At 59.2% G+C, this 26,767-nt stretch carries 19 protein-coding genes, 1 pseudogene and 1 riboswitch; of the genes and pseudogenes, 5 read left to right on the forward strand and 15 right to left on the reverse strand.

Going from position 1 to position 26,767, the window contains the following annotated elements; genetic code table 11:
- Window positions 1-165: 165 nt before the first annotated feature.
- Window positions 166-1,170 (reverse strand): low-specificity L-threonine aldolase, encoded by a 1,005-nt coding sequence (gene ltaE / locus ACIOYV_RS21440; protein WP_401326824.1) that lies wholly within the window; start codon window positions 1,168-1,170, stop codon window positions 166-168.
- Between the two features lie 196 nt (window positions 1,171-1,366).
- A riboswitch (FMN riboswitch) is annotated at window positions 1,367-1,537 on the forward strand.
- Window positions 1,538-1,639: 102 nt separating this feature from the next.
- On the opposite strand from ltaE, the gene ACIOYV_RS21445 reads away from it, so the two are divergent.
- A complete protein-coding gene (locus tag ACIOYV_RS21445) occupies window positions 1,640-2,149 on the forward strand; it encodes a 6,7-dimethyl-8-ribityllumazine synthase (RefSeq protein ID WP_054044746.1) in 510 nt (169 codons plus the stop codon).
- Between the two features lie 122 nt (window positions 2,150-2,271).
- Here ACIOYV_RS21445 and astE read toward each other — a convergent pair whose 3' ends face one another.
- The 7 genes from astE to ACIOYV_RS21480 form a co-directional block, all read right to left on the reverse strand.
- Complete coding sequence (astE, locus tag ACIOYV_RS21450; RefSeq protein WP_401326828.1) at window positions 2,272-3,282, reverse strand: succinylglutamate desuccinylase; 1,011 nt, start codon at window positions 3,280-3,282, stop codon at window positions 2,272-2,274.
- Window positions 3,283-3,294: 12 nt separating this feature from the next.
- A complete protein-coding gene (locus ACIOYV_RS21455; RefSeq protein ID WP_010457234.1) occupies window positions 3,295-3,582 on the reverse strand; it encodes a hypothetical protein in 288 nt (95 codons plus the stop codon).
- A gap of 51 nt (window positions 3,583-3,633) precedes the next feature.
- Entirely contained in the window at window positions 3,634-4,980 is a 1,347-nt protein-coding gene (gene astB, locus ACIOYV_RS21460; protein WP_401326831.1) for an N-succinylarginine dihydrolase, read from the reverse strand.
- Window positions 4,981-5,146: 166 nt separating this feature from the next.
- Complete coding sequence (gene astD, locus ACIOYV_RS21465; RefSeq protein WP_401327022.1) at window positions 5,147-6,616, reverse strand: succinylglutamate-semialdehyde dehydrogenase; 1,470 nt, start codon at window positions 6,614-6,616, stop codon at window positions 5,147-5,149.
- On the reverse strand, window positions 6,613-7,638 hold the full coding sequence (gene astA / locus ACIOYV_RS21470) for an arginine N-succinyltransferase (protein WP_054044755.1): 1,026 nt from the start codon (window positions 7,636-7,638) through the stop codon (window positions 6,613-6,615). The genes astD and astA overlap by 4 nt, the downstream gene beginning before the upstream one ends.
- 53 nt (window positions 7,639-7,691) lie before the next feature.
- Entirely contained in the window at window positions 7,692-8,711 is a 1,020-nt protein-coding gene (gene aruF / locus ACIOYV_RS21475) for an arginine/ornithine succinyltransferase subunit alpha (protein WP_054044757.1), read from the reverse strand.
- 196 nt (window positions 8,712-8,907) lie between these two features.
- Window positions 8,908-10,128 (reverse strand): aspartate aminotransferase family protein, encoded by a 1,221-nt coding sequence (locus ACIOYV_RS21480; RefSeq protein ID WP_163912738.1) that lies wholly within the window; start codon window positions 10,126-10,128, stop codon window positions 8,908-8,910.
- A 307-nt stretch (window positions 10,129-10,435) separates the two neighbouring features.
- Here ACIOYV_RS21480 and ACIOYV_RS21485 point away from each other — a divergent pair, with 307 nt between their 5' ends.
- Entirely contained in the window at window positions 10,436-15,460 is a 5,025-nt protein-coding gene (locus ACIOYV_RS21485; protein WP_401326835.1) for a dermonecrotic toxin domain-containing protein, read from the forward strand.
- A gap of 31 nt (window positions 15,461-15,491) precedes the next feature.
- Here the strand turns inward: ACIOYV_RS21485 and argR are convergent, their stop codons facing one another.
- The 7 genes from argR to acs all read right to left on the reverse strand — a co-directional run bounded on the left by argR (window position 15,492) and on the right by acs (window position 23,791).
- A complete protein-coding gene (gene argR / locus ACIOYV_RS21490) occupies window positions 15,492-16,472 on the reverse strand; it encodes a transcriptional regulator ArgR (protein WP_401326838.1) in 981 nt (326 codons plus the stop codon).
- A gap of 248 nt (window positions 16,473-16,720) precedes the next feature.
- On the reverse strand, window positions 16,721-17,485 hold the full coding sequence (locus tag ACIOYV_RS21495) for an ABC transporter ATP-binding protein (protein WP_054044765.1): 765 nt from the start codon (window positions 17,483-17,485) through the stop codon (window positions 16,721-16,723).
- Between the two features lie 27 nt (window positions 17,486-17,512).
- On the reverse strand, window positions 17,513-18,625 hold the full coding sequence (locus ACIOYV_RS21500; RefSeq protein ID WP_401326841.1) for a M14 family metallopeptidase: 1,113 nt from the start codon (window positions 18,623-18,625) through the stop codon (window positions 17,513-17,515).
- Between the two features lies 1 nt (window position 18,626).
- Window positions 18,627-19,325: an ABC transporter permease gene (locus tag ACIOYV_RS21505; RefSeq protein ID WP_054044770.1), complete on the reverse strand. Its 699-nt coding sequence runs from the start codon at window positions 19,323-19,325 to the stop codon at window positions 18,627-18,629.
- Window positions 19,322-20,011 (reverse strand): ABC transporter permease, encoded by a 690-nt coding sequence (locus ACIOYV_RS21510; protein WP_401326844.1) that lies wholly within the window; start codon window positions 20,009-20,011, stop codon window positions 19,322-19,324. The genes ACIOYV_RS21505 and ACIOYV_RS21510 overlap by 4 nt, the downstream gene beginning before the upstream one ends.
- Window positions 20,012-20,102: 91 nt before the next feature.
- Complete coding sequence (locus ACIOYV_RS21515) at window positions 20,103-20,876, reverse strand: ABC transporter substrate-binding protein (RefSeq protein ID WP_401326847.1); 774 nt, start codon at window positions 20,874-20,876, stop codon at window positions 20,103-20,105.
- Window positions 20,877-21,835: 959 nt separating this feature from the next.
- A complete protein-coding gene (acs, locus tag ACIOYV_RS21520) occupies window positions 21,836-23,791 on the reverse strand; it encodes an acetate--CoA ligase (RefSeq protein WP_401326850.1) in 1,956 nt (651 codons plus the stop codon).
- A gap of 416 nt (window positions 23,792-24,207) precedes the next feature.
- On the opposite strand from acs, the gene ACIOYV_RS21525 reads away from it, so the two are divergent.
- The 3 genes and pseudogenes from ACIOYV_RS21525 to ACIOYV_RS21535 all read left to right on the forward strand — a co-directional run bounded on the left by ACIOYV_RS21525 (window position 24,208) and on the right by ACIOYV_RS21535 (window position 26,454).
- Window positions 24,208-24,471 (forward strand): DUF2790 domain-containing protein, encoded by a 264-nt coding sequence (locus tag ACIOYV_RS21525; RefSeq protein ID WP_163912730.1) that lies wholly within the window; start codon window positions 24,208-24,210, stop codon window positions 24,469-24,471.
- Window positions 24,472-24,497: 26 nt separating this feature from the next.
- Window positions 24,498-24,692: pseudogene (locus tag ACIOYV_RS21530) on the forward strand (hypothetical protein); the annotation flags it as partial.
- A gap of 511 nt (window positions 24,693-25,203) precedes the next feature.
- Window positions 25,204-26,454, forward strand: a complete 1,251-nt coding sequence (locus ACIOYV_RS21535) for a ribonucleotide-diphosphate reductase subunit beta (RefSeq protein ID WP_054044782.1) — start codon at window positions 25,204-25,206, stop codon at window positions 26,452-26,454.
- Window positions 26,455-26,767 lie beyond the last annotated feature (313 nt).

Genomic DNA, 26,767 nt, shown 5'->3' on the forward strand with positions numbered 1-26,767 from the left:
GGATCTCTGCGCTGTTCATTACGTTCTTCCACGGCGGCTGCGGCCAAAGGCCTGTGCGAAACGTCAACAGACGAAGCGACGGCAAAGGGCCGCATTATATCGGCCCTGCGCGCGGGGTACAGCGTGTTTATACGATAGAAACGGTCAATTGGACGGCTAACGCTGTCAGTTGCGCGAAAACTCGACGAATGTCGCGATGACCTGCTCGATTTGTGCACGGCTGACGTCCATGTGCGTGACCATCCGCAGACGGCCGGCGGCGCTTAGCTTGATACCGCGCTCGCCCGCGAATGCCTTGATCGCCTCGGCTTGGTCGCCCATTTGCACGTAAACCATGTTGGTCTGCACCGGTTCGACGTCGTAACCGGCCTTACGCAGGCCATCAGCCAGAAATTGCGCATTGGCGTGATCGTCGGCCAGTCGCTGAACGTTGTTGTCCAGAGCATACAACCCTGCCGCCGCCAGAATCCCGGCCTGACGCATACCGCCGCCGACCATTTTACGCAGGCGACGCGCCTTGGCGATCAACTCGGTCGTGCCGCAAAGCACCGAACCAATCGGCGCACCCAGGCCTTTGGACAGGCAGACCGAAACAGAATCAAAGTGCTGAGTGATCTCCCGGGCATCGACACCCAGTTTGACGGCGGCGTTGTAGAGGCGCGCGCCGTCCAGGTGCAGGGCCAGACCGTGTTCGCGGGTGAAGCTGCGCGCCTTTTCCAGGTACTCCAATGGCAGGACCTTGCCCTGCATGGTGTTTTCCAGCGCAAGCAAGCGAGTGCGCGCGAAATGGAAATCGTCGGGCTTGATCGCGGCGGCCACGTGGGCCAGGTCCAGCGAGCCATCGGCCTGCACTTCCAGCGGTTGCGGCTGGATCGAGCCAAGTACGGCCGCACCGCCACCTTCGTACTTATAGGTGTGAGCCTGCTGACCGACGATGTATTCGTCGCCACGCTCGCAATGCGCCATCAAGCCCAGCAGGTTGCTCATGGTGCCCGTTGGCACGAACAGCGCGGCGGCAAAACCCAGCCGTTTTGCCAGTTCAGCTTCCAGACGATTGACCGTTGGATCTTCACCGTAAACGTCGTCACCCGTGGCCGCGGTGGCCATTGCGTCGAGCATCCCTGCGGTCGGTTGGGTGACGGTGTCGCTGCGAAGATCGATAACGCTCATAAATCTGGCCTCGGTAATCAGGGGAAATCATTTTCCAAGTGGAATTACTGCGGGCATGCCGGCGAATAATCAACCCTTAGGCGAGGAAAAGGCGCATTGCAGCTTCGAAAAACCCGATATCAATCATCAGAAAGCAGCAATGCGCGGGCGAGAAATATGTGGTAAAAACGCTTCGCCGCCAAACAATCTGGCGGCAAAACGTTCTCAGGGCGGGGTGCAACTCCCCACCGGCGGTAATTGCGCGCAATGCGCATAGCCCGCGAGCGCTTGGTGACAGCACGGCTTCGGCAGTGACTGGCGGCAAGGTCAGCAGACCCGGTGTGATCCCGGGGCCGACGGTCATAGTCCGGATGAAGAGAGAACGGGATTGGCGCCAAAGGGCCGTTTGCACGCATTTTTGCGAGCGCGCGCACCCTTAAATCCCATTCGATTCATAAGCCCTGTTTTTCACACAAACAGGAACCAGAACATGCAACCCACCGCAATCGACAGCAAAAGCAAAAACCATCAGGGCGAGCGCGTCGCGTTCATCCAGGCCTGCTGGCACAAGGAAATCGTTGACCAGAGCCGTAAAGGCTTCCTCGCCGAAATGATTGCCCAGGGCTACCAGGAATCGGATATCGATTTCTTCGAAGTCGGCGGCGCCTTTGAAATCCCGTTGCACGCCAAGCTGCTGGCTAAATCCGGTCGTTACGCCGGTATCGTTGCCGCAGGTCTGGTGGTGGACGGCGGGATCTACCGTCACGAATTCGTCGCCCAATCGGTGATCAGCGGCCTGATGCAGGTTCAGCTGGAAACTGAAGTGCCGGTGTTCTCGGTGGTCCTGACCCCGCATCACTTCCATGCAGGCGAAGAACATCAGAAGTTCTTCTTCGAGCATTTCGTGCACAAGGGCCAGGAAGCGGCGAAGACCTGTGCGGATACGCTGCACAAGACGCGAGCGCTGCGTCGCAATGAGCCACGCGCGGTAGCGGTCTAAACGAACAGGCCCTTGTAGGAGCGAGGCTTGCCCGCGAAGGCGATTTCAGATCAACAGTGATGTTGAATTTTAAATCGCCTTCGCGGGCAAGCCTCGCTCCTACAAGTGGTCAGCGTTGTATGTCAGGCCAGGTTTTCGTCGGTGGCCGGCACGATCAGGATGCCGGCGCGCAGGCCGTTCTTGACCTTGGGGTTCGGGAAGATGATCCGGGCGCCCTTCTCTTCGATGATCCAGCGGGTCTGGGCGATGTCTTCGGCCAGTACGTAACCCACTTCCAACTCCGAAAAGTTCTCGATGTCCGCTGGCAGGTTCAAGCGGAAACTGTCGCTGTGCTTGATGATTTCCCGCGCCACGCTGAACAGCTGCAAACCGTCCAGCGATGCTTCGGCCAAGGGCGGCTCGTTACCTTCAATAATCTGTTTGAGGCGGGTTTCCAGCAGATCGACGTTGACCCCGGAGTTCTGTCCGAATGGCCGGGCCTTGCCCAGTTCAAGGGTGAAGGACTCGGCACCGAGCTTGTCGTAGGTGTAGGAACTGAACACGATGGACGGTTTGTTTTGCAACAGCACCGCTTCCATGCCGGCGGCGCGCAGGCGAGCCAGTTCCCGGCGTGAATGCTGGCGGTCTTCTTTCCACGGGTACAGCGCGAACTGCTCGATTTTCGAGCCACGAATCGCGGTATGCAGGTCGTAGTGCAAGCGGTCGCGGTCCGGCAGGCTGAAGAAACTTGCCGCCAGTCGCTCCAGCTCACAGGCGCGCAGGGCTTCGGAACCACTGCTTTGCTCGTGACGGCCGTTGAACAGCCGATTGACGTCCTGCTCGATGAAACGCTCACCGCGGCGGATCGCCTCGGGGTTACCGAACAGGAACAGAATACGTGCGCGCGGCTTGAGGTCGCCGCGAGCGATATCATGCAACAGACGATCGAGCAACTCGATCGGCGCTGTTTCGTTGCCGTGGATACCCGCTGACAGCAGCAAGTCCAGGCCATTGTCGCGAGCTTCAGGTGGCCGGACTTCCAGCGCACCTTCGCTCAACCAGCGCATCCGCACGCCTTCGACAGTCAGTTGAGTCTTCTCCGCCGGTTCGCGGCCGGCGAGGGTCAGTTCAAGCAGTTTGCCGAGGGCGAGCATAGAGCGGTTTCCTTAGTGGTCGTGTGCGCAATCCGGGCCGTGCACGTGGTCTTCGTCACCGACTTCGGCCGGTTCCATTTCCAGTTGCAGACTTACCAGATTAGTCGCCAATGGGCGCAGCAGCAGGTTTGCGTATTCAGCATCGCCTTCTTCGACGTCCACGCCGATCAGCAATTGGCCGCGGCCGTCTTGCTGGATCCACAGCTCTTTGCCTTGCCACAGGACCGCGACGCGGGTGCAGGAGGTTTCCAGTTGCGTGCCGTCGGTGTCTTCAAGGATCAGCTGCAGGGTATCGCTCATGTCTATTACGCTCTCGTCTGGAGATAAAAGCGGCGCTCGAAGCGCCAGCCTTTAATTGATCTGGAATGGATAAACCGCGCCCAGTTTAAGGATTTGCGTCAGTTCATCCAGTGCCGTCCGGCATTCAAGCAGCAATTGCGGGTCCGCGAGATCGTTTTCGGTCATGCGGTCGCGGTAGTGCTTGTCGACCCATTCGGTCAGCGTGCCGTACAACGGTGCCGTCATGATAACCCCTGGATTGACCGCTGCCAGTTCGGTTTCGTTGAGCGCCACGCGAAGTCTCAGGCAAGCCGGGCCACCGCCGTTCTGCATGCTCTGCTTCAGATCGAAGACTTTCACTTCGCGGATCAGCCCGCCAGAGCTGGTCAAACCTTGCAGGTATTGCCAGACACGTTCGTTGCCACGGCATTCTTCCGGCACGATCAACAGCATGGAGCCGTCAGGACGCGACAGCAGCTGGCTATTGAACAAGTAGGAACGAACCGCGTCCTCTACGCTGACCGCCGAACGCGGTACACAGACAGACTGAAATTTCCCACCGACTTTGGCGAGTTTTCCGGAAAGCTCAGCCAGCATCTGTTCGGTGTCGAGGAACGCATCCTCGTGATAGAACAAAACCTCGCCGTTGCCCACGGCGATCACGTCGTTGTGGAACACGCCCTGATCGATCACCGAAGGGTTCTGCTGGGCATAAACCACGCCGTCGTCGCTCAAGCCGTGCAAACGCGCAACAGCCTGGGAGGCTTCGAGGGTCTGGCGTGCCGGGTATTTCTGCGGTGCCGGGTAGCGGTTATCGAACGCGCTGCGACCGAACACGAAGAACTCGACGCCGGCCTCGCCATATTCACGGCAGAAACGGGTGTGGTTGGCCGCGCCTTCGTCGCCGAACTGCGCCACCGCCGGCAATGCGGCGTGGTGCGCGAAGTGCTTCTGGTCGGCGAACATGGCGCCGAGCACGCGGCTGGTGGTCGGGTGCTCGATGCTGCGGTGATATTTGCAGTTCAGGTTGGCGGCGGTGAAATGCACGCGGCCATCGGCGGTGTCGGCGCTCGGGCTGACGGTGGCGGCGTTGGCCACCCACATGCTCGATGCCGAGCAACTGGCGACCAGCAGCGGCATTGCATCTTTAGCCGCCTGCTGAATGACCTGAGCGTCGGTGCCGCTGAAACCCAAACGGCGCAAAGCGGCGACGTCCGGACGTTCTTGCGGTGCCAGCACGCCTTGCTGGAAGCCCATTTCCATCAGGGCTTTCATTTTTGCCAGGCCCTGCAACGCCGCTTCCTTCGGGTTCGAAGACTGCTGGCTGTTGCTCTGGGACGCGACGTTGCCGTAGGACAGGCCGCCGTAGTTATGGGTCGGCCCCACTAGACCGTCAAAATTGACTTCATAGGATTTCATCAGCGAGGCTCCACGAGAATCTGTTTTTATAGGCATCAGGTAACAATTCAATAAGACCGAGGCGCGGCTTTCGCGGGCAAGCCTCGCTCCTACAGGATATGTGGTGTGTGCCGATCATGCGGACGACACAAAACCTGTAGGAACGAGGCTTGCCCGCGAATGGCCGTTACGCCATCCGCACGCCAGGCGTCAGGGTCGCAGGCAACACCAGGCTCGGGGTTTCCAGCGAAGCCACCGGGTACGCGCAGTAATCTGCGGCGTAGTAGGCGCTGGCGCGATGGTTGCCCGAGGCGCCGACGCCGCCGAATGGCGCGCTGCTCGCAGCGCCGGTCAGCTGTTTGTTCCAGTTGACGATACCGGCGCGGCTTTCCAGCCAGAACTGCTGATAACGCGCTTCGGAATCCGAGAGCAAACCGGCTGCCAAGCCGTAATCAGTGTCGTTGGCTTCAGCAATCGCCGCTTCAAAATCAGCGTAGCGGATCACTTGCAGCAACGGGCCGAACAGCTCTTCGTCAGGACGGTCGGCAACGGCGGTAACGTCCAGAATGCCCGGGGTCAGCAACGCGGCCTGAGCCTGAGGCTGAGTCATTTCCAGTAGCGCTACTGCGCCAGTGGCCAACAGATGTTCCTGGGCATCCATCAACGCTTTCGCAGCGCCGAGGGAAATCACCGAGCCCATGAACGGTGCCGGCGTCTGGTCGAACGCACCGACGTCAATCGTCGAGCTGACCGCCACCAGACGCTCCAGCAACGTGTCGCCCCAAGCGCCTTGCGGCACCAGCAAGCGGCGGGCACAAGTGCAACGCTGACCGGCGGAAATAAATGCCGACTGAATGATGGTGTAAACCGCGGCATCCAGATCGGCGACTTCGTCGACCACCAATGGATTGTTGCCGCCCATTTCCAGCGCGAGGATTTTGTCCGGGCGCCCGGCAAATTGTTGATGCAGGTGATTGCCGGTGCGGCTCGAACCGGTGAAGAACAAACCGTCGATCCCCGGATTCGCCGCCAGGGCGATACCGGTTTCGCGAGCGCCTTGCAGCAGGTTCAACACGCCCGCTGGCAACCCGGCTTCGATCCAGCACTTGACCGTCAGCTCGGCAACTTTCGGCGTCAGTTCGCTTGGCTTGAACAGCACGCTGTTACCGGCCAGCAGCGCCGGGACGATGTGACCGTTCGGCAAGTGGCCCGGGAAGTTGTAAGGACCAAACACCGCGACCACGCCGTGCGGTTTGTGGCGCAGCACGGCGGTGGCGTCGCCCAGCGGGCCGCTCTTCTCGCCGGTACGTTCGCGGTAGCTCTGCACCGAGATCGCAATCTTGTTGACCATGCTGGTGACTTCAGTTGCCGATTCCCACAGGGGTTTACCGGTTTCTTCACCGATGCAGCGGGCCAGTTCGTCAGCGTGGTTTTTCAGGGCGGCGGCAAAGGCTTCCAGCACCGTGATGCGCTCGTCGAGGGTGCGACGGGCCCAGCCCGGGAACGCCTGACGCGCGGCTTGCACGGCGGATTCAACCTGAGCGGTGGTGGCGCCTTCGCCGGTCCACAGTACTTGTTGGGTCACCGGGTTCAGCGATTGAAAGGCTTCACCCTGGCCGGCCAGCCATTCACCTGCGATGTATAGCGAATTCATTATTTCGACTCCCGAGCAGCAGACAACGGAACGGCGCGTACTTGATCGCCGGCGTTGAGATGAAGGCGTTTGGCGGTCAACTGATCAACCACCAACGTGCCGGCGGCGAAGCGAGCTGGCGCGGCAGTGACACGGCAGTCTTCGCGCTTGCGGTTGTGAATCAGGAAAGGTGTGGCGTCATCCCCCGGCGTGCCGATGGCCAGCACCAGCGCCTGGCTGTCGCGGACCGCGCGGATTTTGCCGGTTTCACATTCCACCGACGGGCCGGCGTCGAAGATGTCGACGTAGCCCTGATAGCTGAAACCTTCGCTCTTGAGCATCGACAGGGCCGGCTCGGTGTCCGGGTGAACCTGGCCGATAACGTTGCGCGCGTCTGGCGACAGGAAGCAGGTGTACAACGGAAATTTCGGCATCAGTTCGGCGATAAACGCCTTGTTGCCGACGCCGGTCAGGTAATCCGCCTGGCTGAATTCCATCTTGAAGAAGTGCCGGCCCAGACTTTCCCAGAACGGCGAACGCCCGGCGTCGTCGGACACACCGCGCATCTCGGCAATGATCTTGTTGCCGAACAGCTCCGGGAATTCGGCGATGAACAGCATCCGCGCCTTGGCCAGCAGCCGGCCATTGAGGCCATTGCGGAAATCGGCGTGCAGGAACAGCGAGCACAGCTCGGAGTTGCCGGTCAGGTCGTTGGCCAGGAACAGCGTCGGAATTTCGCGATAGATGTTCAGTTCTTGCGAGGCGCTGACCGTCAGGCCGACCCGGAAGTTGTACCAGGGCTCACGCAGGCCGACCGCGCCAGCGATGGCGGAAATCCCCACCACCCGGCCGTTGTCGTCTTCGAGCACGAACAGGTAGTCCGCATCGCCCCGCCCGGCTTCGCCGCGAAAGGTTTTCTCGGCCCAGCCGACCCGATGGGCCAGACGTTCTTCGTTGGCCGGCAAGGTGGTCAGGCCGGTGCCGGTGCTGCGGGCCAAGTCGATCAGAGCGGGTAAATCGCTGCTGCGTACGGGACGAACGATCATGCTATCTCCTCAAACGGGCCGCTTGCGCCACCCGCGAAACACTCTGAAAGGCTTTAAACCGCGACCAGGCGCACGCTGGCACCTTCACCGACGCCCAAGGCTTCGGCCGCTTCTAGATCCAGGGTCACGGGTTTGCCCGGCGCGTAATCGAGCTCGAGCAATACCGCGCGGTAATCCTGCAACTGGGCGTTGGCCACCAGGTACTGACGACCGGCGCCTTTGACCGGCTCACCGATTTTCACTGGGACCACACGGCTCTGGGCAATCGAACGGATCCCGGAGACGCGGGCGTGCAAGGTCGGGCCGCCGTCGAAAATATCGATGTAGTGATCGGTCTCGAAGCCTTCGCGCATCAGGATGTCGAAGGTGATCTGCGCGCGTGGATGCACCTGGCCCATCGCTTCTTGAGCGGTGTCCGGCAGCAACGGCACGTAGATCGGGTAATGCGGCATCAGTTCGGCGAGGAAGGTCCGGCTCTTCAGGCCGCACAGACGCTCGGCAGCGGCGTAGTTGAGGTCGAAGAAGTTGCGACCGATCGCGTCCCAGAACGGCGAGTCGCCATTTTCATCGCTGTAGCCGACGATCTCGGTCACCACGGAATCGGCAAAGCGCTCCGGGTGGCTGGCCACAAACAACAGGCGGCCACGGGAGTTGAGTTCCGCCCACGGCGAACCCACCAACTCAGGTTTCACGTAGAAACTGGTCAGCAAGCTGTTGCCGGTCAGGTCGTGGCACTGCGAGAGCACGTGGATCTTGTTATGAATCTTCAGCTCGCGGGAGGCGTGCACGAAGGTTTCATTACGGAAACTGTAGAACGGCTCGGAATAACCGGCCGACGCGACGATCGCCGAGCAGCCCACCAGTTTGCCGGTGGCACTGTCTTCGAGGACGAAGAAATAGCTCTCTTCACCGTTGAAGCTGACTTCAGCGGAAAACGACGCTTCGCTCGCGGCGATCTTGTCGCTCAGGCGTTCAACGTCATCCGGCAAGGAAGTGACACCAATCGGGCTGTCCGCAGCCAGACGCTGTACCTCGCCCAGATCAGCCATTTGCGCGGGGCGCATCACCAGCATGGTGTCACTCCTTTCTCGTAACTCTTTTTGGGGGAAATAAGCCGAACCTTGTAGGAGCGAAGCTTGCTCGCGAAGGTAGGTCAGTCGACATCACGGTGACTGACACACCTTCGCGAGCAAGCTTCGCTCCTACAGAAAAGCGGGTCCGGCATAAAAATTTGGATCGACGCCTGAAGTTCAGGCGTCGATGGGTCTATCAGGCTTGAGCCAGTTTCGCCGCAGCGCGTTCGAAACGGTCCAGGCCGGCATCGATGTCAGCGTCTTCAACCACCAGGCTTGGGGCGAAACGAATCACGTCCGGGCCGGCTTGCAGGATCATCAGGCCTTCACGCTCGGCGGCGTTGAAGATGTCCTTGGCCTTGCCTTTCCAGGCATCGTTCAGCACGCAACCGATCAACAAGCCCAGGCCACGAACCTGAGTGAACAGGCCGTACTTCTCGCCGATCTGCTCCAGGCGCGCCTTGAACTTGTCGTGCTTGGCGTTAACGCCGCTCAGCACTTCCGGGGTGTTGATCACGTCGATGACAGCTTCCGCAACGGCACACGCCAGCGGGTTACCGCCGTAAGTGGTGCCGTGGGTGCCGACGACTAGGTGTTTGGCCAGGTCTTCAGTGGTCAGCATCGCCGCGATCGGGAAACCGCCGCCCAAGCTCTTGGCGCTGGTCAGGATGTCCGGGGTCACGCCGTAATGTTGGTAGGCGAACAGCTTGCCGCTGCGGCCCATGCCGGTTTGCACTTCGTCGAACACCAACAGCGCGTTGTGCTCGGTGCACAGTTCGCGGGCGCCTTGCAGGTAGGCCAACTCGGCCGGCATCACGCCGCCCTCGCCCTGGATCGGCTCCAGCACCACGGCGCAGGTCTTGTCGGAAATGGCCGCTTTCAGCGCCGCCAGATCGTTGTAAGGCACGTGGGTGATGCCGGTGATTTTAGGACCGAAACCGTCGGAGTACTTCGACTGGCCACCGACGTTAACGGTGAACAGGGTGCGGCCGTGGAAGCTGTTCAGCGCAGCGATGATTTCGTACTTCTCGGTACCGAAACGATCGAAGGCGACTCGACGGGCCAGCTTGAAAGCGGCCTCGTTGGCTTCGGCGCCGGAGTTGCAGAAGAACACGCGCTCGGCAAACGTGGCGTCGATCAGCTTATGCGCCAGGCGCAGGGCCGGCTCATTGGTGAACACGTTGGACACGTGCCACAGCTTGTTCGCCTGTTCGGTCAAGGCACCGACCAGCGCCGGGTGCGCGTGGCCCAATACGTTAACGGCAATCCCGCCGGCGAAGTCGATCAGCTCGCGGCCAGACTGGTCCCAAACGCGGGAACCGGCACCACGCACAGGGATGAAAGCGGCAGGCGCGTAGTTGGGAACCATTACCTGGTCGAAATCGGCGCGTTCTACCGCAGCGTGCTCAACGGACATCGGAGTCTCCTGAAGAGGAACACTCGCCTGAAACTGGCGAGCGATGAGGGGATTGTAAGGACAGTTTTCAGCCCGGCCTTGCCGCCAAGCGACAACTTCTTATAGCGCAAACCCCGGTTTCAGCCGGGTTTACGGCAATGCGACATATACCGTCGCAAAGGCGCAGTTTAAACCGATGCACGGGATTAGCGGCAGCGCGGGCGACATTAGATTTCAAGCCGTTGGCGAATGTGCGGTAACTATGTACCGCACATGCGTTTGGCAAAACGGGTTTCCTTGAGCACCGACCCTTTCAAGGACGAAACCCGTGGATCATTTCAAATCGCCAATATGGCCAAACCATCCAGACAGTCATTTCGATCATCTGGCCAATAACCTGCCGCAGTGGCTGCTCAAGGCCTCCGCCAAACGGCGGACCGCGCTGGGCAAAACGCCGTCGCGCCTGCGAGAGGAATTTCGCAACACCTCCGCCGGCCAACACCTCGTGCTGAAACGCCTCAACGCCGCCTATTGGACTGCCCAGAACCGCGTGGACGAGCGTCTCGAACACCTGCAAGACGCCCGCGCCTTTGGCGAGCCCTTGCTGCGCGCCGCCCTCCAGCAACGCTACGGCCTGGACCTTGACGTGACTGCCACGTTTTTGCGCCTCTATATCCCAGACTCGATTCCCTGGTTCCCGATCAGGTCCGGCGCCGCCCGGACCTGGACCGTGTCGCTGCTCGACGCTGCCTTGCACAACTTCGAAGTGTCCGAGACCCGCGCAAGCGCCTACGAATCCGACTCAACCTTCATTACCCAGCCGTCAGCCTCCGGCCAGTTCGAGCCCCTGAATCACATCAAGGACACCCTGACGATTGCCGCTTTCGCCACGTTGTGTCGCGAACTGGATATCGGCGGTAACTATCATGCCTGGCTTGAAGACAACCTCGGCGTGAGCAACCCGGTAGCCGCCGCCGTTCTCCGCCCGCCAATCAAGGAAAGCCAGAAAGCCGCATTACGTATGGCGCTGGAACTGGCGCTGCTGCACAAAGACACGCTCAAGGAAGACGCCTATCGCGCCATGCTCGGGATGGTGAGCGGCGTGCAAGGCATGATGCTCAATGGCAAAACCCTGCTTTGCCACGACCTGACGATGATGTCTGCGCGCCTGACCGGCATCGTCCTGTTCGCCCCTGATCTGGAGCAGTACCGAGGCACCGAAAGAGTCATCGCTTACATCCCCGACGACCCGCAACACCCGATCAAGGAATACCCGTCCAGCGGCCACTTCATGGCCGAGCTCAGTGGAAAATTGCGCTCTCATGATTACCAGCAGTTCTTCAGCCGCTTCGTCGATCATGCTGATCGCGGCTACTTCTTCGCCAACCTGAACAGCCGCCTGACGCAAATCACCTGGCATCCGCGCGCGTCCGGCGATCCACTGCCCTCTTGGCGTGAATCACCGACCAAACATGCAAACCTGCAATTTTCTGCCACGCCGATTCCCGGTGATCTGTGGCAACACCTTTATCAGCGCAAGCTCGACAAGATTCTGAATGATGCGCGCACGCTGGCCGTGTCCTCCGCCAGCGCTGACCGCAAGGCGCGATGGGAGCTGTGGGATTCCTTCACCCGCATCGCGTCGACCCTGCTGCAAGTTGCCGCCTTCGTGGTCCTGCCATTTGTGCCGGTCCTGGGCGAAATGATGATGGCTTATATGGTGTATCAACTGCTGGACGAGGCTTTCGAATCCATCGTCGAATGGTCCCAAGACCTGACCCAACAAGCCCTCGAGCACACCCTGGCGTTCATTGAATCCATCGTCCAACTGGGCGCCTTCGCGGCCGGCGGCAGCATTGTGGCGGGGGAGTTTCGCAACGTCATGCCCAAAGAGTGCGTGGACTTCATTGACCGCTTCCTCCCCGTGAAATCAGTTACCGGGAAAACCCGCTACTGGAACGGTGATCTCAAACCTTATGAACAGAACGTCACTTTGCCGGCCGGCAGCAGCCCCGATACGCTCGGTCTGCATACCCACGCCGGAAAGAAAATCCTGCTGCTGGACAGCACACACTATGAGGTCACGCAGGGTTCAACTCAGGACCGGTTCCGCATCGAACACCCGACCCGAGGCGACGCCTACAAACCATTGCTGGAGCACAACCACAACGGCACCTGGCACACCGAACTCGAACAGCCTCTGAAGTGGGATCGCAACAAACTCCTTCAGCGCCTGGGTCATGCCGCCGATTCGCTGTCCGAGGCCGAGCGCGAACAAGTGCTCAGGATCAGTGGCCATCACGAAAACAGCGTACGGCGGATGCATGTCGATCATGAAACCTTGCCGCCGCTGCTGGCTGACACTCTTGTGCGCTACAGGATCGACAAGGACATACGGACCTTTATCGAACGGATCGGCAGCGATCAGTCCGAGACTTATACGACTGCCGACGCAAAGACCCAGTTGCAGCTGCTGACTGAAAACTTCCCATGGCCGGCGAACAAAAGCCTTCGATTGGTTGACGACAAAGGTGAGGTGTTGTGGCAAACCACTGAAGGCCGTCAGCGCACGTATGACATTCAAGCAAGCAGCGACGATGTACTGAAAGCCACACTGAAATGCCTCACAGAAGACGAAATCAAAGCGTTGTTCGAAGAAACCTTCGGTGCACCGGCACTGGCCCTTGAAGTACGCAGCAAACACTTGAGGACCCGACTTGCCCGGATCGCGACGTCCCAGCGCAGCTCGTTGTTCGATGCCCGTTACCGCGCCCAGGCACCCGCCGTGGACCCACTGGCCCAGCGCCTGATGGATGCCATCCCGGGCCTGCCCGGCCCTGTTGCCGAGGAACTGCTGAACTCGGCCAGTGGTATCGAATGGCAGCAACTGGAACAAGGCACGCTCGCCCCTCCACTCAAGGAACTGGCACGCTGGGCGCAACAACAGGTCCGTGCCGTGCGCGCCCGCGAAAGTCTGGAGTTGGGGGCCCCGAACAACCCGGATGCCGATCGGCTGGCGCTGCATTCCATGCCCCGACTGCCTGGCTGGTCGGGGGAAGTGCGGATCGAGGTCAACCGTTATTCATTCAACGGCGAAACCATCGACAGCATCGGCCTGCCCGACGCGCCCCAGCGCAAAGTGCTGGTGCAACTCGAAGACGGCGACTACCAGGCGTTTGATGAGATCGGCCAGCAACTCTCCGGCACCGAGGATTTTTACAATGGTTTGCTGCGGGCACTGCCCGATAGCGAGCGCAGAGAGCTAAACCTGCAAGTCGGGCAAGGCCCGCGACTCAAACAGGTCATCACCGAACACGCACTGAACCACGCGGAACTGCAAGACATCCTGTCACAGCAACCGCTGCTCAAGCCCCACTACGATCCTAACGTCATGCGACTGCCCGGCGGTACCGATGGCTATCCACGTATCCATCCCGGCGCAACGTCACTGCAAGAGTACGTTCAGACGCTTTATCCATCCTTCAACGCGGGCGAGGTCGAGGCCTTTATCCGTGAACTGCAGCGGCATCCCTCGGGAGCGCGGGTAGAAATTTCACGCCTGTACAACGAATTTGAACGGCTGAGCCAGGACCTGCGTACCTGGCTCGAGGCCACGCCACTCCATCACACTGAAACCGGCTCTCTGCTCAGCACCCGGCAACTGACCGCCGTGCGCCGCAACCACCTGCTGCTCGCGGAAGAATTGCAACGCTGTTGGCGGCGCCAGACCGCGCTTAACGACGGCGACATGGATGCCGGCAATCGCGGCTATATGCTCCGGTTCACGCGCCCGATCATGGGCGAGTTACCGACGTTTGCAGCGGACTTCAGCCACATTGCCTACCTGACCCTGGAAGGCAGCGAGACGACACGCGGCGCCCATGCGTTCCTGCGCAACTTCACCGGCCTGCGTCGCCTGGAAGTACGTAACATTGCGCTGACCACCCTGCCCGACATCCTGCCCGCATTGCCGAACCTTGATCAGTTAATTCTCAGCAATTGCGCGATCACGTTGACCGCCGACGCCCAGGCTACGCTGGCATCCTTGAGCCAGATGCGCACGCTGGAACTGTACAAAAACCCCTTGGGCGGGGTGTTCAGTGTCGAGGCCATGATGCAACTGGACTACATAGATCTGGGTGATACCGGCATCTCCAGCCTTCCTACCGGCCTGCTCGATCTCCCCAGCCTGGAGACCGCGATTTTCTCCGAGAACCAGCTCACCGAATTGCCCGCACACCTATTCCTGCTACCCGCCAGTAAGGCCGAAGGTTTCGACTTCTCCGGCAACCCACTGTCGGTCGATACACGGAACCAGGTGAAAAACTACTTTAAGCAGACGCGTGAGAATCTGGGCGTACAAGCCGACCAGGCCGATATCGACCGGGTGACCGCGCTTTACCCAACGATGGAACGCGAACAAGCCAGCGATTTTGTGTACAGCCTGCCTGGCACACTGGAGACCGGACGAACCGCACTCACCCGCCTGGAAGCCGAATACGTCACCTTGTGCGATACGCTTGCGGCGTGGAGCGGCAACCTCCCAGCCGTGCACCCGAACTCCGGTGAACCTTTCAGCCCCCGGCAGCGGTTGGTTGAGCACTACGCCCGGGATGAATTCAAAAGCACCGTTGAACAAGCCTGGCGCCGGGAAACCGCGCTGGATGACTTCAACCCTGGGCCTGAGCCCTCCCATGAACTCAGCCTGTCGCTGGTGATTAGCGGTGAGTTGCCCACACTGAGCGCTGATTTCAGTCACGTCTCCCACCTTTACCTGCACAGCTACGCCGGGCAAACGTCAGTCACCGATGGCTTCCTGAAATGTTTCCCCAAGCTCAAGGGGCTGACTATTCGTGACTATCGCTTGGGCAATATTCCCCAATCTGTATTCAACATGGGCGAACTGACCGCACTGGTGCTCCCCGACTGCCGCATCAGCCTGACAGCCGAAACAGTGGCTGGGCTGGCCGGCATGGAGCACCTGGACTTCCTCGACCTGAGCAATAACCCGCTGATGCTGACACCCGATATCAGTCAGATGCCGGACCTGTCCACGCTGGTTCTCAATGACACGCACATTACCGAGCTGCCACCGGGATTGTTGAAGTTGAAAACGCTGGATATCGCCAACCTGAGCAATAACGCGATCCGAGAGCTGCCCAGCGACATCCTCGAACTGCCCATGGAAACCGGCGAAAGCATCAACCTGCGCGGCAATCCGTTTTCCGAGCAGAGCCTGCAATTGCTGCACGCCTACTTCAGGAAGAACGGCACTGATTTTGGCGCTGAGGAAATCATCGAAACCGCCGAGATGGAGGTTTCGAATTCGGATGATTCAGAGGCTGAGCAATGAGGCGTTAAACGCCCGCAAACCGGACGTTAGATCAACCGCGCTCTGAAGGCACCGACGACAACTCGAACGGGCTGCTGCTACGCCGCTGGTTGCGATCTTCCCGCGGCGTGGCGCCGAAGAAGTTGCGGTAGGCGCTGGAGAAGTGCGGCCCCGAAGAGAAGCCACAGGACAGGCCGATCTGGATGATCGATTTGCTGGTTTGCATCAACATCTGCCGGGCCTTGTTCAGGCGCAATTCCAGGTAGTACTGGCTCGGCACACGATTGAGGTATTGCTTGAAGATCCGCTCCAACTGCCGACGGGACACGCACACGTGCTGAGCGATTTCGTCGGTGGTCAGGGGTTCTTCGATGTTGGCTTCCATCAGCAACACCGCTTGGGTGAGCTTTGGATGGCTGGAGCCGAGGCGGTTTTGCAGCGGAATACGCTGGCGTTCGCCACCCTCACGAATGCGTTCGACCACCAGTTCTTCCGACACTGCACCGGCCAGTTCGGCGCCGTGGTCGCGAGCCAATACCGCCAGCAGCAAGTCGAGTACCGACAGGCCACCGCACGCGGTCAGGCGATCACGATCCCAGTCGAACAGATGACTGGTGGCGATAACTTTCGGGAAGCGCTCGGCGAAATCGTCCTGCCAACGCCAATGCACGGCCGCACGATAACCGTCGAGCAAACCGAGCTGCGCCAATGGATAAACGCCGGCGGACAAACCGCCAATCACGCAACCGGCACGCACCAGTTGTTTCAGTGAACTGCTGAGGGCCGGCGCGAGCGCGGTCGGCGGCTCGTCGGCGAGCAGAAACAACTTCTGGAAGTTTTCGAGCTTGCCGGCCCACGGTTCACCGGGCAATTGCCAGGCGCCTTCGATCGGCGGCTCGGCCTGCAAGAACGACAGTTCGTAGACAACGTCCGGATGCACACGCTGGGCAACACGCAAGGCCTCCTCAGCCAGCGCAAGCGTCAGAGCTTTAGTGCTGGGCCAAATCAGGAAACCAATTCGATGGGCAGTCATGGTGGGCAATCCGAAACTCAAACAGTGATGAAGGCATGGGCCAATGCTAGCCCGTAAATGAACGCAAATCTCAAAACCGGCTGCAATCCCCTGTAGGAGCGAGGCTTGCCCGCGAAAGCGGTGTATCAGCCAACATCATTGCTGTCTGAACCACCGTCTTCGCGGGCAAGCCTCGCTCCTACAGGGGGGCGGGGCCAGCCTTTAGGCTGCGAAGCATGCACTATCCCGGTGCGCAGCGGGAGTTCGGTTTACTTCAGGCTGCCCGAGAGGAATTGTTGCAGGCGTTCGGACTGTGGATTGACCAGCACCTCACGCGGGTTGCCGCTTTCTTCAACGATGCCTTTGTGCAGGAACACCAGTTGGTTCGACACTTCACGGGCGAAGCCCATTTCGTGGGTCACCACCACCATGGTCCGGCCTTCCAGCGCCAGGGCCTGCATGACTTTCAGCACGTCGCCCACCAGTTCCGGGTCGAGGGCCGAAGTCGGTTCGTCGAACAGCATCACCTCAGGCTCCATCGCCAGCGCACGGGCAATCGCCACGCGCTGTTGTTCGCCGCCGGACATGTGGCCCGGGTAAGCGTCTTTACGATGCGCCACACCAACCTTGTTCAGGTAGTGCTCAGCCTTTTCACGAGCCTCGGCCTTGGACATGCCGAGCACGTGGACCGGCGCTTCCATGATGTTTTCCAGCGCGGTCATGTGCGACCACAGGTTGAAATGCTGGAACACCATCGACAGGCGCGAACGCATGCGCTGCAGCTGTTTCGGGTCAGCCGCCTTCAGCGCGCCGTCCTTGTTCGAAACCAGTTTCAGCTCTTCGTTGTTGAGCAGGATCTTGCCCGCGTGCGGCTGCTCGAGCAGGTTGATGCAGCGCAGGAAGGTACTTTTGCCGGAGCCACTGGAGCCGATGATGCTGATCACATCGCCAGCCGCCGCTTTCAGGGACACGCCCTTGAGCACTTCGTGACTGCCATAGCGTTTATGCAGGTCTTGGACTTCAAGTTTGTACATGCGGTCGGTTCTCACAAAAACAGTCAGTCAGTCGTTGAGCAAGCGCCCGTGACGCAGCGCTTCGCGCCCCGCCACCTTGGCCAGCCAGAAACCGGGTTGGGCATAACGTAGCCGTTCAATGGCAAACAGCACCCCGGACGTACCAGCACACACCGTGCTGACCCGATCCGCCAACGGATCGATCACTTCGAAAATCTCATCGCCGGCTTCAATCCACTCACCGGGTTTACGCAGGAAACTCACCACACCGGGGTGCGGTGCGAACAACAATTCGGTGCCTTCGAACGGCATGCCTTCACAGGCTTCGTGTGCCGGTTTCGGCCACTCGCCGCTGATCAGGCCTTGCTCGGCCAGGAAGGCCAGAATGCCTTCGGCCTGGAATTCAGCTTGCGGGCGACCGGTGTCAGCCTGACCACCCAATTCAATGGTGGTCGCCAGGCACGCAAATGGAATCTGCGCATCCGGGAAGTGGCGCGACAGACGCAACCACGGCAGCGAACAGGCTTCATCGAAGGAGCTGCCGCCGGAATCTTCCGCCAGCAAACCCACCTTCACATCCAGGTGCGCAGCCAGCGAACGCCATTGCGGCCAGTGTTGCGGCAAGGCGTACATGTGCAGCGCGGCTTCGGCATCGCAATGCAAATCCAGTACAACGTCGGCGGTGCAGGCATGGCTGAGCAAGATGCGCTGCATGCCTTGCAACTGGCTGCTCGCCGCTGGCAATGCCGCCAGATGATCGCCCATGGCCTGACGGATCAAGCGGATATTGGCATGCGGATCATCCCCCAGACGCCCTTCCAGTTCGGCGGCCACTGGCGCGCTGAGCTCGACGAAATCACGGTTGAAGTTCTTGCCGCTGCCCGCCTCGAAACGCCCTTGATGATTGCCTTGCAGTAGTTGACCGAGGCCCAGCGGGTTGGCCACCGGCACCAGTTCAATCACACCGTTGAGCAAGCCTTGGGCTTCGAGCTCGGTCAGACGCTTTTTCAGCTCCCAGGCGGTGCGCATCCCCGGCAGCTCATCGGCGTGCAGGCTGGCCTGGATATAGGCCTTGCGCTCGCCGGTCCCGAAACGGAACACCGAAATCTGGCGTTCGCTGCCCAGGTGGCTCCACGGCAATACGTGATCGATGCGTTCCATATCAATGCTTCCGCGGGGCCATGTAGCCCAGCCAGCGGCGCTCGGCCAGTTTGAACAGCTTCACCAGGATGAAGGTCAGGCACAGGTAGAACACACCGGCGGTGATGTAGGCTTCGAACGGCAGGTAGAACTGGGCGTTGACCGTGCGCGCGGCACCGGTGATGTCGATCAGGGTCACGATGGACGCCAGACTGGTGGTCTGCAGCATCATGATCACTTCGTTGCTGTACTGCGGCAGCGCCCGGCGCAGGGCCGACGGCAACAGGATGCGCTTGTACATCTTGTAGCGCGACATGCCCATGGCCTTGGCTGCTTCGATCTCGCCGTTAGGCGTAGCGCGCAGGCTACCGGCGATGATTTCGGCGGTGTAGGCGCTGGTGTTGATCGCAAAGGCCAGGCACGCACAGAACGTCGCGCTGGACAGCCATGGCCACAGGAAGCTTTCACGCACCGCTTCGAATTGCGCCAAACCGTAGTAGATCAAAAACAGCTGCACCAGCATCGGCGTGCCGCGAATGACGTAGGTGAACAGCCAGGCCGTCATGTTGACGACAGCGTTCTTGGAAACGCGCATCAGCCCCAGCGGCAGGGCCGCCAGCAGACCGAAAAACAGCGACAGCGCGAGCAATTTGAGGGTGGTCACCAGGCCGCCGAAGTACAGCGGCAGGGACTCCCAAATGACGTTGTAGTCGAAGATCATAGATCAGCCGCCCTTACGCCTACCGAGTAGCGCTTCTCAAGGTGACGCAGTGCCAGCAACGAGACACTGGTGATCACGAGGTACATCGCCGCCACTGAGAGGAAGAAGGTGACAGGCTCGCGGGTGTCATCTGCCGCCTGCTTGGCCTTGTACATCATGTCTTGCAGACCGACCACGGAAATCAGCGCGGTAGCCTTGGTCAACACCAGCCAGTTGTTGGTGAAACCCGGAATCGCCAGACGAATCATCTGCGGCACCAACACCCGGAAGAACACCTGAAAACTGCTCATGCCGTAGGCCATGCCGGCTTCTGCCTGACCTTTCGGGATTGCCATGAAGGCGCCACGGAAGGTTTCCGACAGGTACGCACCGAAGATGAAACCGAGGGTGCCGATACCGGCGGCCAACGGGTTCAGGTCGATGTAGTCGTTAAAGCCGAGCATCGGTGCAACGCGGTTGAGCAGGTCCTGACCACCGTAGAAAATCAGCAGGATCAGTACCAGGTCGGGAATGCCGCGGATCACCGTGGAATACAGGTCGCCCAGCCAGGCCAGCCAGCGGATCGGGGACAGACGCAGCGAAACGCCGATCAGACCCAGAACGATGGCCAAGACCATGGACGACAAGGCGAGCTGAAGCGTCAGCCATGCGCCATCGAGGATGACAGCCCCGTAGCCTTTCAACATGATTCAGGTCCTCGAAAGTTGGGATGAAAAAATGGCGCAAACCTCAGAGATCCTGTTGCTTGCGCCATTTCGGACTTGTCGCTGGAACGTGTTACTTGCCGTAGATATCGAAGGCGAAGTACTTGTCCTGGATTTGCTTGTATTTGCCGTTCTCGCGAATGGCGGTGATCGCACTGTTGATCTTGTCTTTCAGTGCATCGCCTTTACGAACCGCGATACCTACGCCGTCGCCGAAGTATTTAACGTCGGTGAAGGCCGGGCCAACGAAGGCGAAACCTTTGCCAGCGTCGGTTTTCAGGAAACCGTCATCCAGCAGCGTAGCGTCTGCCACGGTGCCGTCGAGGCGGCCAGCGGCCACGTCGAGGTAGATTTCGTTCTGCGAACCGTAAGGCTTGATCTCGGCACCCAGCGGGGCCAGGACTTCGCGGGCGAAACGCTCGTGGATCGAACCACGTTGCACGCCGATGTTCTTGCCCTTGAGCTCGGTCAAACCTTCGCTGACCTGAGTGCCGGCCTTCATGACCAGGCGAGCCGGGGTGTTGTAGTACTTGTTGGTGAAGTCCACGGACTTCTTGCGATCTTCAGTGATCGACATGGACGACAGGATCGCGTCGATCTTGCGCACTTTGAGTGCAGGGATCAGACCGTCGAACTCTTGCTCGACCCAGACGCACTTGACCTGCATCTGCTCGCACAGAGCGTTGCCGATGTCGTAGTCGAAACCAACGATGCTGCCGTCCGGTGCCTTGGAGGCAAACGGAGGGTAGGCCGCTTCGATACCGATCTTAAGAGGCTTTTCATCAGCGAAAGTCGGCAGGGACAGCACGGACAGTGCCAGGGCGCCAAGCAGCACAAGTTTCTTCATCTTGGGACTCCATCGGTAAAGGGCGAAAACGGCAGAGTGAGCACAAGCCCAATATGCGAATGGGTTAAACCGCAAAGCGATGCTGCGTCCTGGGAAACCCGCGTTATTTTCAACGCGAGCAACGACGAGCGAGTGATCGGCATTCTAACGACAGGCCCGAAGCCGATATTTCTTCAATGCGACAACAAATTACAGATGCACTGAGAAAGCCGCTTGGGCACGTTGACAGCCTTGCAATTTCATGCAAGAGCAAAAGATTGTGAACCGATCTATGCTGCAAATTGCGGGCCTATTATTGGCAAACCCTTCTAATCCGGCAAGCGTAGCGTTGTGTCTTATTTTTCATGGGTGGTTGAGAGGCCCTGAAACGGGGCTTTGCGTTTCCCAATGCCCCGTCGTTGGGCGCGAGGTTACACATTCAGTTACTTTCGCGAAGTCGGGTAACAGTGGGAAATCGCCTGCGGGTGATGCCGATAATTATTGGCCGTTGTTTATGTGGCGTCTGACAGATCGCCTTCGCGGGCAAGCCTCGCTCCTACAGGGTTTGGGTTGATCGTTGCATTTGTGTACGACACAAATCCTGTAGGAGCGAGGCTTGCCCGCGAAGAGCCCCGCACAACCAACACAAACCATCAGCCAATAAAAAACCCCACCAGGCGCACACCTGGCAGGGTTTCAATGACACCGAACGCGACTTACGCGACGTTCATCGTCTTGTGCGTATCAATCAAATGCTGCACCACACCCGGATCCGCCATGTGGTGCCTGGCAGATCGCCTTCGCGGGCAAGCCTCGCTCCTACAGGGTTTGGGTTGATCGTTGCATTTGTGTACGACTCAAATCCTGTAGGAGCGAGGCTTGCCCGCGAAGAGCCCCGCACAACCAACACAAACCATCAGCCAATAAAAAACCCCACCAGGCGCAACACCTGGCGGGGTTTCAATGACACCGAACGCGATTTACGCGACGTTCATCGTCTTATGCGTATCAATCAAATGCTGCACCACACCCGGATCCGCCAAGGTGGAGATATCCCCCAACCCATCGTATTCGGCGGTAGCAATCTTGCGCAGAATCCGGCGCATGATCTTGCCCGAACGGGTTTTCGGCAGCCCCGGCGCCCACTGGATGACATCCGGCGAAGCAATCGGGCCGATCTCTTTACGCACCCAGTTTTTCAGCTCCAGGCGCAATTGCTCGCTCGGCTCTTCACCACCGATCAGGGTGACGTAGACATAAATGCCCTGCCCCTTGATGTCGTGCGGCACACCGACCACCGCCGCTTCCGCGACTTTCGGGTGGGCAACCATCGCGCTTTCAATCTCGGCGGTACCCATGCGGTGACCGGACACGTTGAGCACGTCATCCACGCGACCGGTAATCCAGTAGTAACCGTCTTCGTCACGACGCGCACCGTCACCGGTGAAGTACATGCCACGGAACGTCTTGAAGTAGGTATCGACGAAGCGGTCATGGTCGCCATACAGCGTGCGCGCCTGGCCTGGCCACGAATCGAGAATCACCAGGTTGCCCTCGGCAACGCCTTCAATGATGTTACCCAGGTTATCCACCAACGCTGGCACCACGCCGAAGAACGGACGTGCAGCAGAACCCGGCTTGAGCGCGTGCGCACCCGGTAGCGGGCTCATCATGTTGCCGCCCGTTTCGGTCTGCCACCAGGTATCGACGATCGGGCAACGGGACTGGCCGACGTTCTTGTAGTACCAATCCCACGCTTCCGGATTGATCGGCTCACCCACCGAACCGAGCAGGCGCAGGCTGCTGCCATCAGCGCCTTCAACGGCGGCCTTGCCCGACGCCATCATCGCGCGGATCGCCGTTGGTGCGGTGTAGAGGATGTTGACCTTATGCTTGTCGACGATTTTCGCCACCCGGGTGATGTCCGGGTAGTTCGGCACACCTTCGAACAGCAGCGTGGTCGCGCCATTGGCCAGCGGGCCGTAGACGATGTAACTGTGGCCGGTGACCCAACCGACGTCGGCGGTGCACCAATAGACTTCGCCCGGACGGTAATCGAACACGCGCTCGTGAGTCATCGCCGCGTACAACAGGTAGCCGGCGGTGGTGTGCTGCACGCCCTTCGGCTTGCCCGTCGAGCCGGAGGTATAAAGGATGAACAGTGCTTCTTCGGCGCCCATCTCTTTCGGCGCGCACACACTGCCCGCCACTTTCATCAGGTCTTCGTACCAGATGTCGCGATGCTGGTTCCACTTGATGTCGCCACCGGTGCGCTTGCACACGATGACTTTCTGGATGCTGCTGGTTTCCGGGTTGGTCAGCGCGTCGTCGACGTTGGACTTGAGCGGGATCTTCTTGCCGGCACGAATGCCTTCGTCAGCAGTGATCACCACCTTGGAACGGCAGTCGATGATGCGACCAGCCAGGGCTTCCGGCGAGAAACCGCCGAACACTACCGAGTGAATCGCGCCGATCCGGGTGCAAGCCAACATGGCGACCACGGCTTCGGGGATCATCGGCATATAGATAGTCACCACGTCGCCGCGGTGCACATCCTGGCCGCGCAAGGCGTTGGCGAACTTGCAGACTTGTTCGTGCAGCTCGCGGTAGGTGATGTTGCGGCTCTCGGCAGGGTCATCCCCTTCCCAGATAATCGCGATTTGATCGCCGCGCTCGGCCAGATGACGGTCGAGGCAGTTGTAGGAAACGTTCAGCGTGCCGTCGGCGAACCACTTGATGTCGACATGGTGATCGTCGAAGGACGTCTGTTTCACCGTGGTGAAAGGCTTGATCCAGTCGAGGCGCTTGGCTTGTTCGCGCCAGAAGCCATCCGGGTTGACGACCGACTGCTGGTACATGGCCTTATAGGTGGCCTCGTCAGTCAGCGTATTGGCTGCTACCTCGGGACGAACGGGATACAGAGAAGCCGCACTCATCTTTCTTACCTCGGTGGAATAGTTGTTTTTGTATGACCCTGTTGTAGCCGGGCCGGGCCTATAGAACCATTCGACGATGGTAGTAACAAGCCCCTACAAAATGCTGTGAATATCCCGTTAAACCGCTCCAAGCCCCATATTCCGTGGCTCGCCGCCCCCCGTAGGAGCTGGCGAAGCCTGCGATCTTTTGATCTCCCCAAGGATTGTTACCAAATCCGCGAAAGGTGTTTATCAAAACCATGGGTATATGAATGTAACCCCCACGCCTAAAATCAGCCTCGCCAACAAGGCAAACCTGATTAACCAAGTTGCAGCCCCCACGAAGGCAGTTAATCAAACAACCAAGTACTGAAGTTCCACACGCAATCTCAAAAGGATTGCGTGATCCCTCACGACTTTAGAAAGGTAAATTTGAAATGAAAGCTTTATTAGTTCTGGCCCTCAGCAGTCTGTGCGCAACCGCCATGGCCGACGAGGTTCCGACTGATGTCGCGCAGCAGCAACCCGCAGTAGAGGAATACACGTACTCCACCCATCTGGACATCGCCAACATCGTGTCCATGAGCGAAGTCCCGAATGTGTGCGAAGTGGTTCCGATGAAAATGGAATACGACGACTCCAAAGGTCAACGCCACATCCTGCGTTATAGCGTCATGGGTAATGGCTGCACTAACGGTTAATCCTCTACGCACCTGGAGTCATTCATATGAAAACCAAACTGATCATCGCCCTGACCCTTTCCGTACTGGCCGGTAGCGCTTTCGCTGCTGATGGCTACGACCGCACCGGCTCGGCGGCTTTTACCAGCGGTGCGCCTGTCGCTTCTGACGGTGCTGATCACGTTGGCGCCGCCAAGGTCGCTGCCGATGGCGCCGATCACGTCGGGGCTGCTCGCCTCAGCTGATCGCTGAACGCGACATTAGGGCCCGACTCCGGTCGGGCTTAGTTGTGTCTGGGGCCATCGAAAAGCCTCTTGAAACACTACATATAGTGAAAAACCCGTTTTTCTGGCTATTTTTTGAACAAAAATCCAGGCCACCAAAAATTATGAAAAAAAATCTGCGACTGCGATACCCAGCCAAAGCCCTGTAAACCCTCGCTCCGATCAAAAAACCGCCCCCGCCGTCCGTTCTCAGTGCCATTTCGTCGCACCACAGCCCTGTTTTTTTCCCTATAATGCGGCCTTAAACGGGCCTGCAATATTCCCTTACAGGGGTAAGCAGCCAGTCCGAAGCCCCACGCAGAAGCGATTCACTTTCTCTGCGCCCATCGGCGGCTCGGCTCCGTAAAAAATTTCTGTTTTTGCCTGCGGTAGCTGCAATTACATTTTCCTTAGATCCAACGCGGCCAGTACGACCGTGTGACAAACCATCACATGGGCAATCTGGCCCTCACGCAGGAGACGACACGTCATGCTGAGCTGGGACGAATTCGACAAAGAAGACACGGGCGAAGTGGCAGTAAAAGGCGCAAACGCCGGCCACGCGACTGAAGCCAACATGGACCGCCTCGACACCGCCGGCGGTGTTGCCGCCCAAGAAGCGCGTGCCGTGACCGCCACTGACTCCGCTGCGATCGCTCGTGCCAAGGCTGCCTTGGACAACCTCGACGTTGCCGAAGGCCTGGCCGAACTCGAAGGCGCCTCCGCCCGTGTCGCTGTCGATGAAAAGCGCATGATCAACTGCCGCGCCGACCTCAACCAACTCGTACCTTTCAAGTACGACTGGGCCTGGCAGAAGTACCTGGACGGTTGCGCAAACCACTGGATGCCGCAAGAAGTCAACATGACCGCCGACATCGCCCTCTGGAAAGACCCGGAAGGCCTGACCGACGACGAGCGCCGCATCGTCATGCGCAACCTCGGCTTCTTCTCCACCGCCGACTCCCTGGTTGCCAACAACCTCGTCCTGGCCGTGTACCGCCTGATCACCAACCCGGAATGCCGCCAGTACATCCTGCGCCAGGCTTTCGAAGAAGCGATCCACACCCACGCCTACCAGTACTGCATCGAATCGTTGGCCATGGATGAAGGCGAAATCTTCAACATGTACCACGAGATCCCATCGGTCGCGAAAAAAGCCACCTGGGGCCTGAAGTACACCCGTTCGATCTCCGATCCGAAGTTCGAAACCGGCACCGTCGAAACCGACAAAGAACTGCTGCGCAACCTGATCGCCTACTACTGCGTTCTGGAAGGCATCTTCTTCTACTGCGGCTTCACCCAAATCCTCTCCATGGGCCGTCGCAACAAAATGACCGGCGTCGCCGAGCAGTTCCAATACATCCTGCGCGACGAATCCATGCACCTGAACTTCGGCATCGACGTGATCAACCAGATCAAAATCGAAAACCCGCACTTGTGGGATGCTGAGATGAAGGAAGAGGCTTCGCAGATGATTCTGCAGGGGACTCAGCTGGAGATTGAATACGCTCGCGATACCATGCCTCGTGGGGTGTTGGGGATGAATGCGGCGATGATGGAGGACTACCTGAAGTTCATCGCTAACCGTCGTTTGTCGCAGATTGGGTTGAAGGAAGAGTATCCAGGGACGACTAACCCGTTCCCTTGGATGAGCGAGATTATGGACTTGAAGAAAGAGAAGAATTTCTTTGAGACGCGGGTTATTGAGTACCAAACAGGTGGTGCGCTTAGCTGGGATTAACTCCTAAGGCTAATCGAAAACCTGAAAGCCCCGAGCTAATCGGGGCTTTTTATTGCCTAGAAGAACCCCTTTGTCGTCCCTACATCACTTCGCTACAACTCCTACAGCACTTCCAGCCTTTTCCCGATTGATGCCAAGTCAATGCACCTCTAAGCTCAATCCAGGTGCCTAAGAAACGCCCAACGTAGAAGCTGACTTACTTACACAGACCCACGCGTTGTCTCAGAGACAAATGCGCGACCTTGTGTGAATGAGTTTGCTGTTGGGATTTCTTACGTCCTCTACGTCGGGTTTTGGCTCTGCCCAATTTCAT

This window comes from Pseudomonas sp. NPDC087342, from assembly GCF_044744265.1.
GTDB classification, from domain to species: Bacteria; Pseudomonadota; Gammaproteobacteria; order Pseudomonadales; family Pseudomonadaceae; genus Aquipseudomonas; species Aquipseudomonas nunensis.

Coding starts and splice junctions, on each gene's coding strand:
- ACIOYV_RS21480 (WP_163912738.1), bottom strand. CDS start 10,128: ATGTCCGTTGAGCACGCTGCGGTAGAACGCGCCGATTTCGACCAGGTA.
- astB (WP_401326831.1), bottom strand. CDS start 4,980: ATGAAATCCTATGAAGTCAATTTTGACGGTCTAGTGGGGCCGACCCAT.
- ACIOYV_RS21455 (WP_010457234.1), bottom strand. CDS start 3,582: ATGAGCGATACCCTGCAGCTGATCCTTGAAGACACCGACGGCACGCAA.
- ltaE (WP_401326824.1), bottom strand. CDS start 1,170: ATGAGCGTTATCGATCTTCGCAGCGACACCGTCACCCAACCGACCGCA.
- ACIOYV_RS21445 (WP_054044746.1), top strand. CDS start 1,640: ATGCAACCCACCGCAATCGACAGCAAAAGCAAAAACCATCAGGGCGAG.
- astA (WP_054044755.1), bottom strand. CDS start 7,638: ATGATCGTTCGTCCCGTACGCAGCAGCGATTTACCCGCTCTGATCGAC.
- acs (WP_401326850.1), bottom strand. CDS start 23,791: ATGAGTGCGGCTTCTCTGTATCCCGTTCGTCCCGAGGTAGCAGCCAAT.
- astE (WP_401326828.1), bottom strand. CDS start 3,282: ATGCTCGCCCTCGGCAAACTGCTTGAACTGACCCTCGCCGGCCGCGAA.
- ACIOYV_RS21515 (WP_401326847.1), bottom strand. CDS start 20,876: ATGAAGAAACTTGTGCTGCTTGGCGCCCTGGCACTGTCCGTGCTGTCC.
- ACIOYV_RS21525 (WP_163912730.1), top strand. CDS start 24,208: ATGAAAGCTTTATTAGTTCTGGCCCTCAGCAGTCTGTGCGCAACCGCC.
- ACIOYV_RS21495 (WP_054044765.1), bottom strand. CDS start 17,485: ATGTACAAACTTGAAGTCCAAGACCTGCATAAACGCTATGGCAGTCAC.
- ACIOYV_RS21500 (WP_401326841.1), bottom strand. CDS start 18,625: ATGGAACGCATCGATCACGTATTGCCGTGGAGCCACCTGGGCAGCGAA.
- aruF (WP_054044757.1), bottom strand. CDS start 8,711: ATGCTGGTGATGCGCCCCGCGCAAATGGCTGATCTGGGCGAGGTACAG.
- ACIOYV_RS21535 (WP_054044782.1), top strand. CDS start 25,204: ATGCTGAGCTGGGACGAATTCGACAAAGAAGACACGGGCGAAGTGGCA.
- argR (WP_401326838.1), bottom strand. CDS start 16,472: ATGACTGCCCATCGAATTGGTTTCCTGATTTGGCCCAGCACTAAAGCT.
- ACIOYV_RS21505 (WP_054044770.1), bottom strand. CDS start 19,325: ATGATCTTCGACTACAACGTCATTTGGGAGTCCCTGCCGCTGTACTTC.
- ACIOYV_RS21510 (WP_401326844.1), bottom strand. CDS start 20,011: ATGTTGAAAGGCTACGGGGCTGTCATCCTCGATGGCGCATGGCTGACG.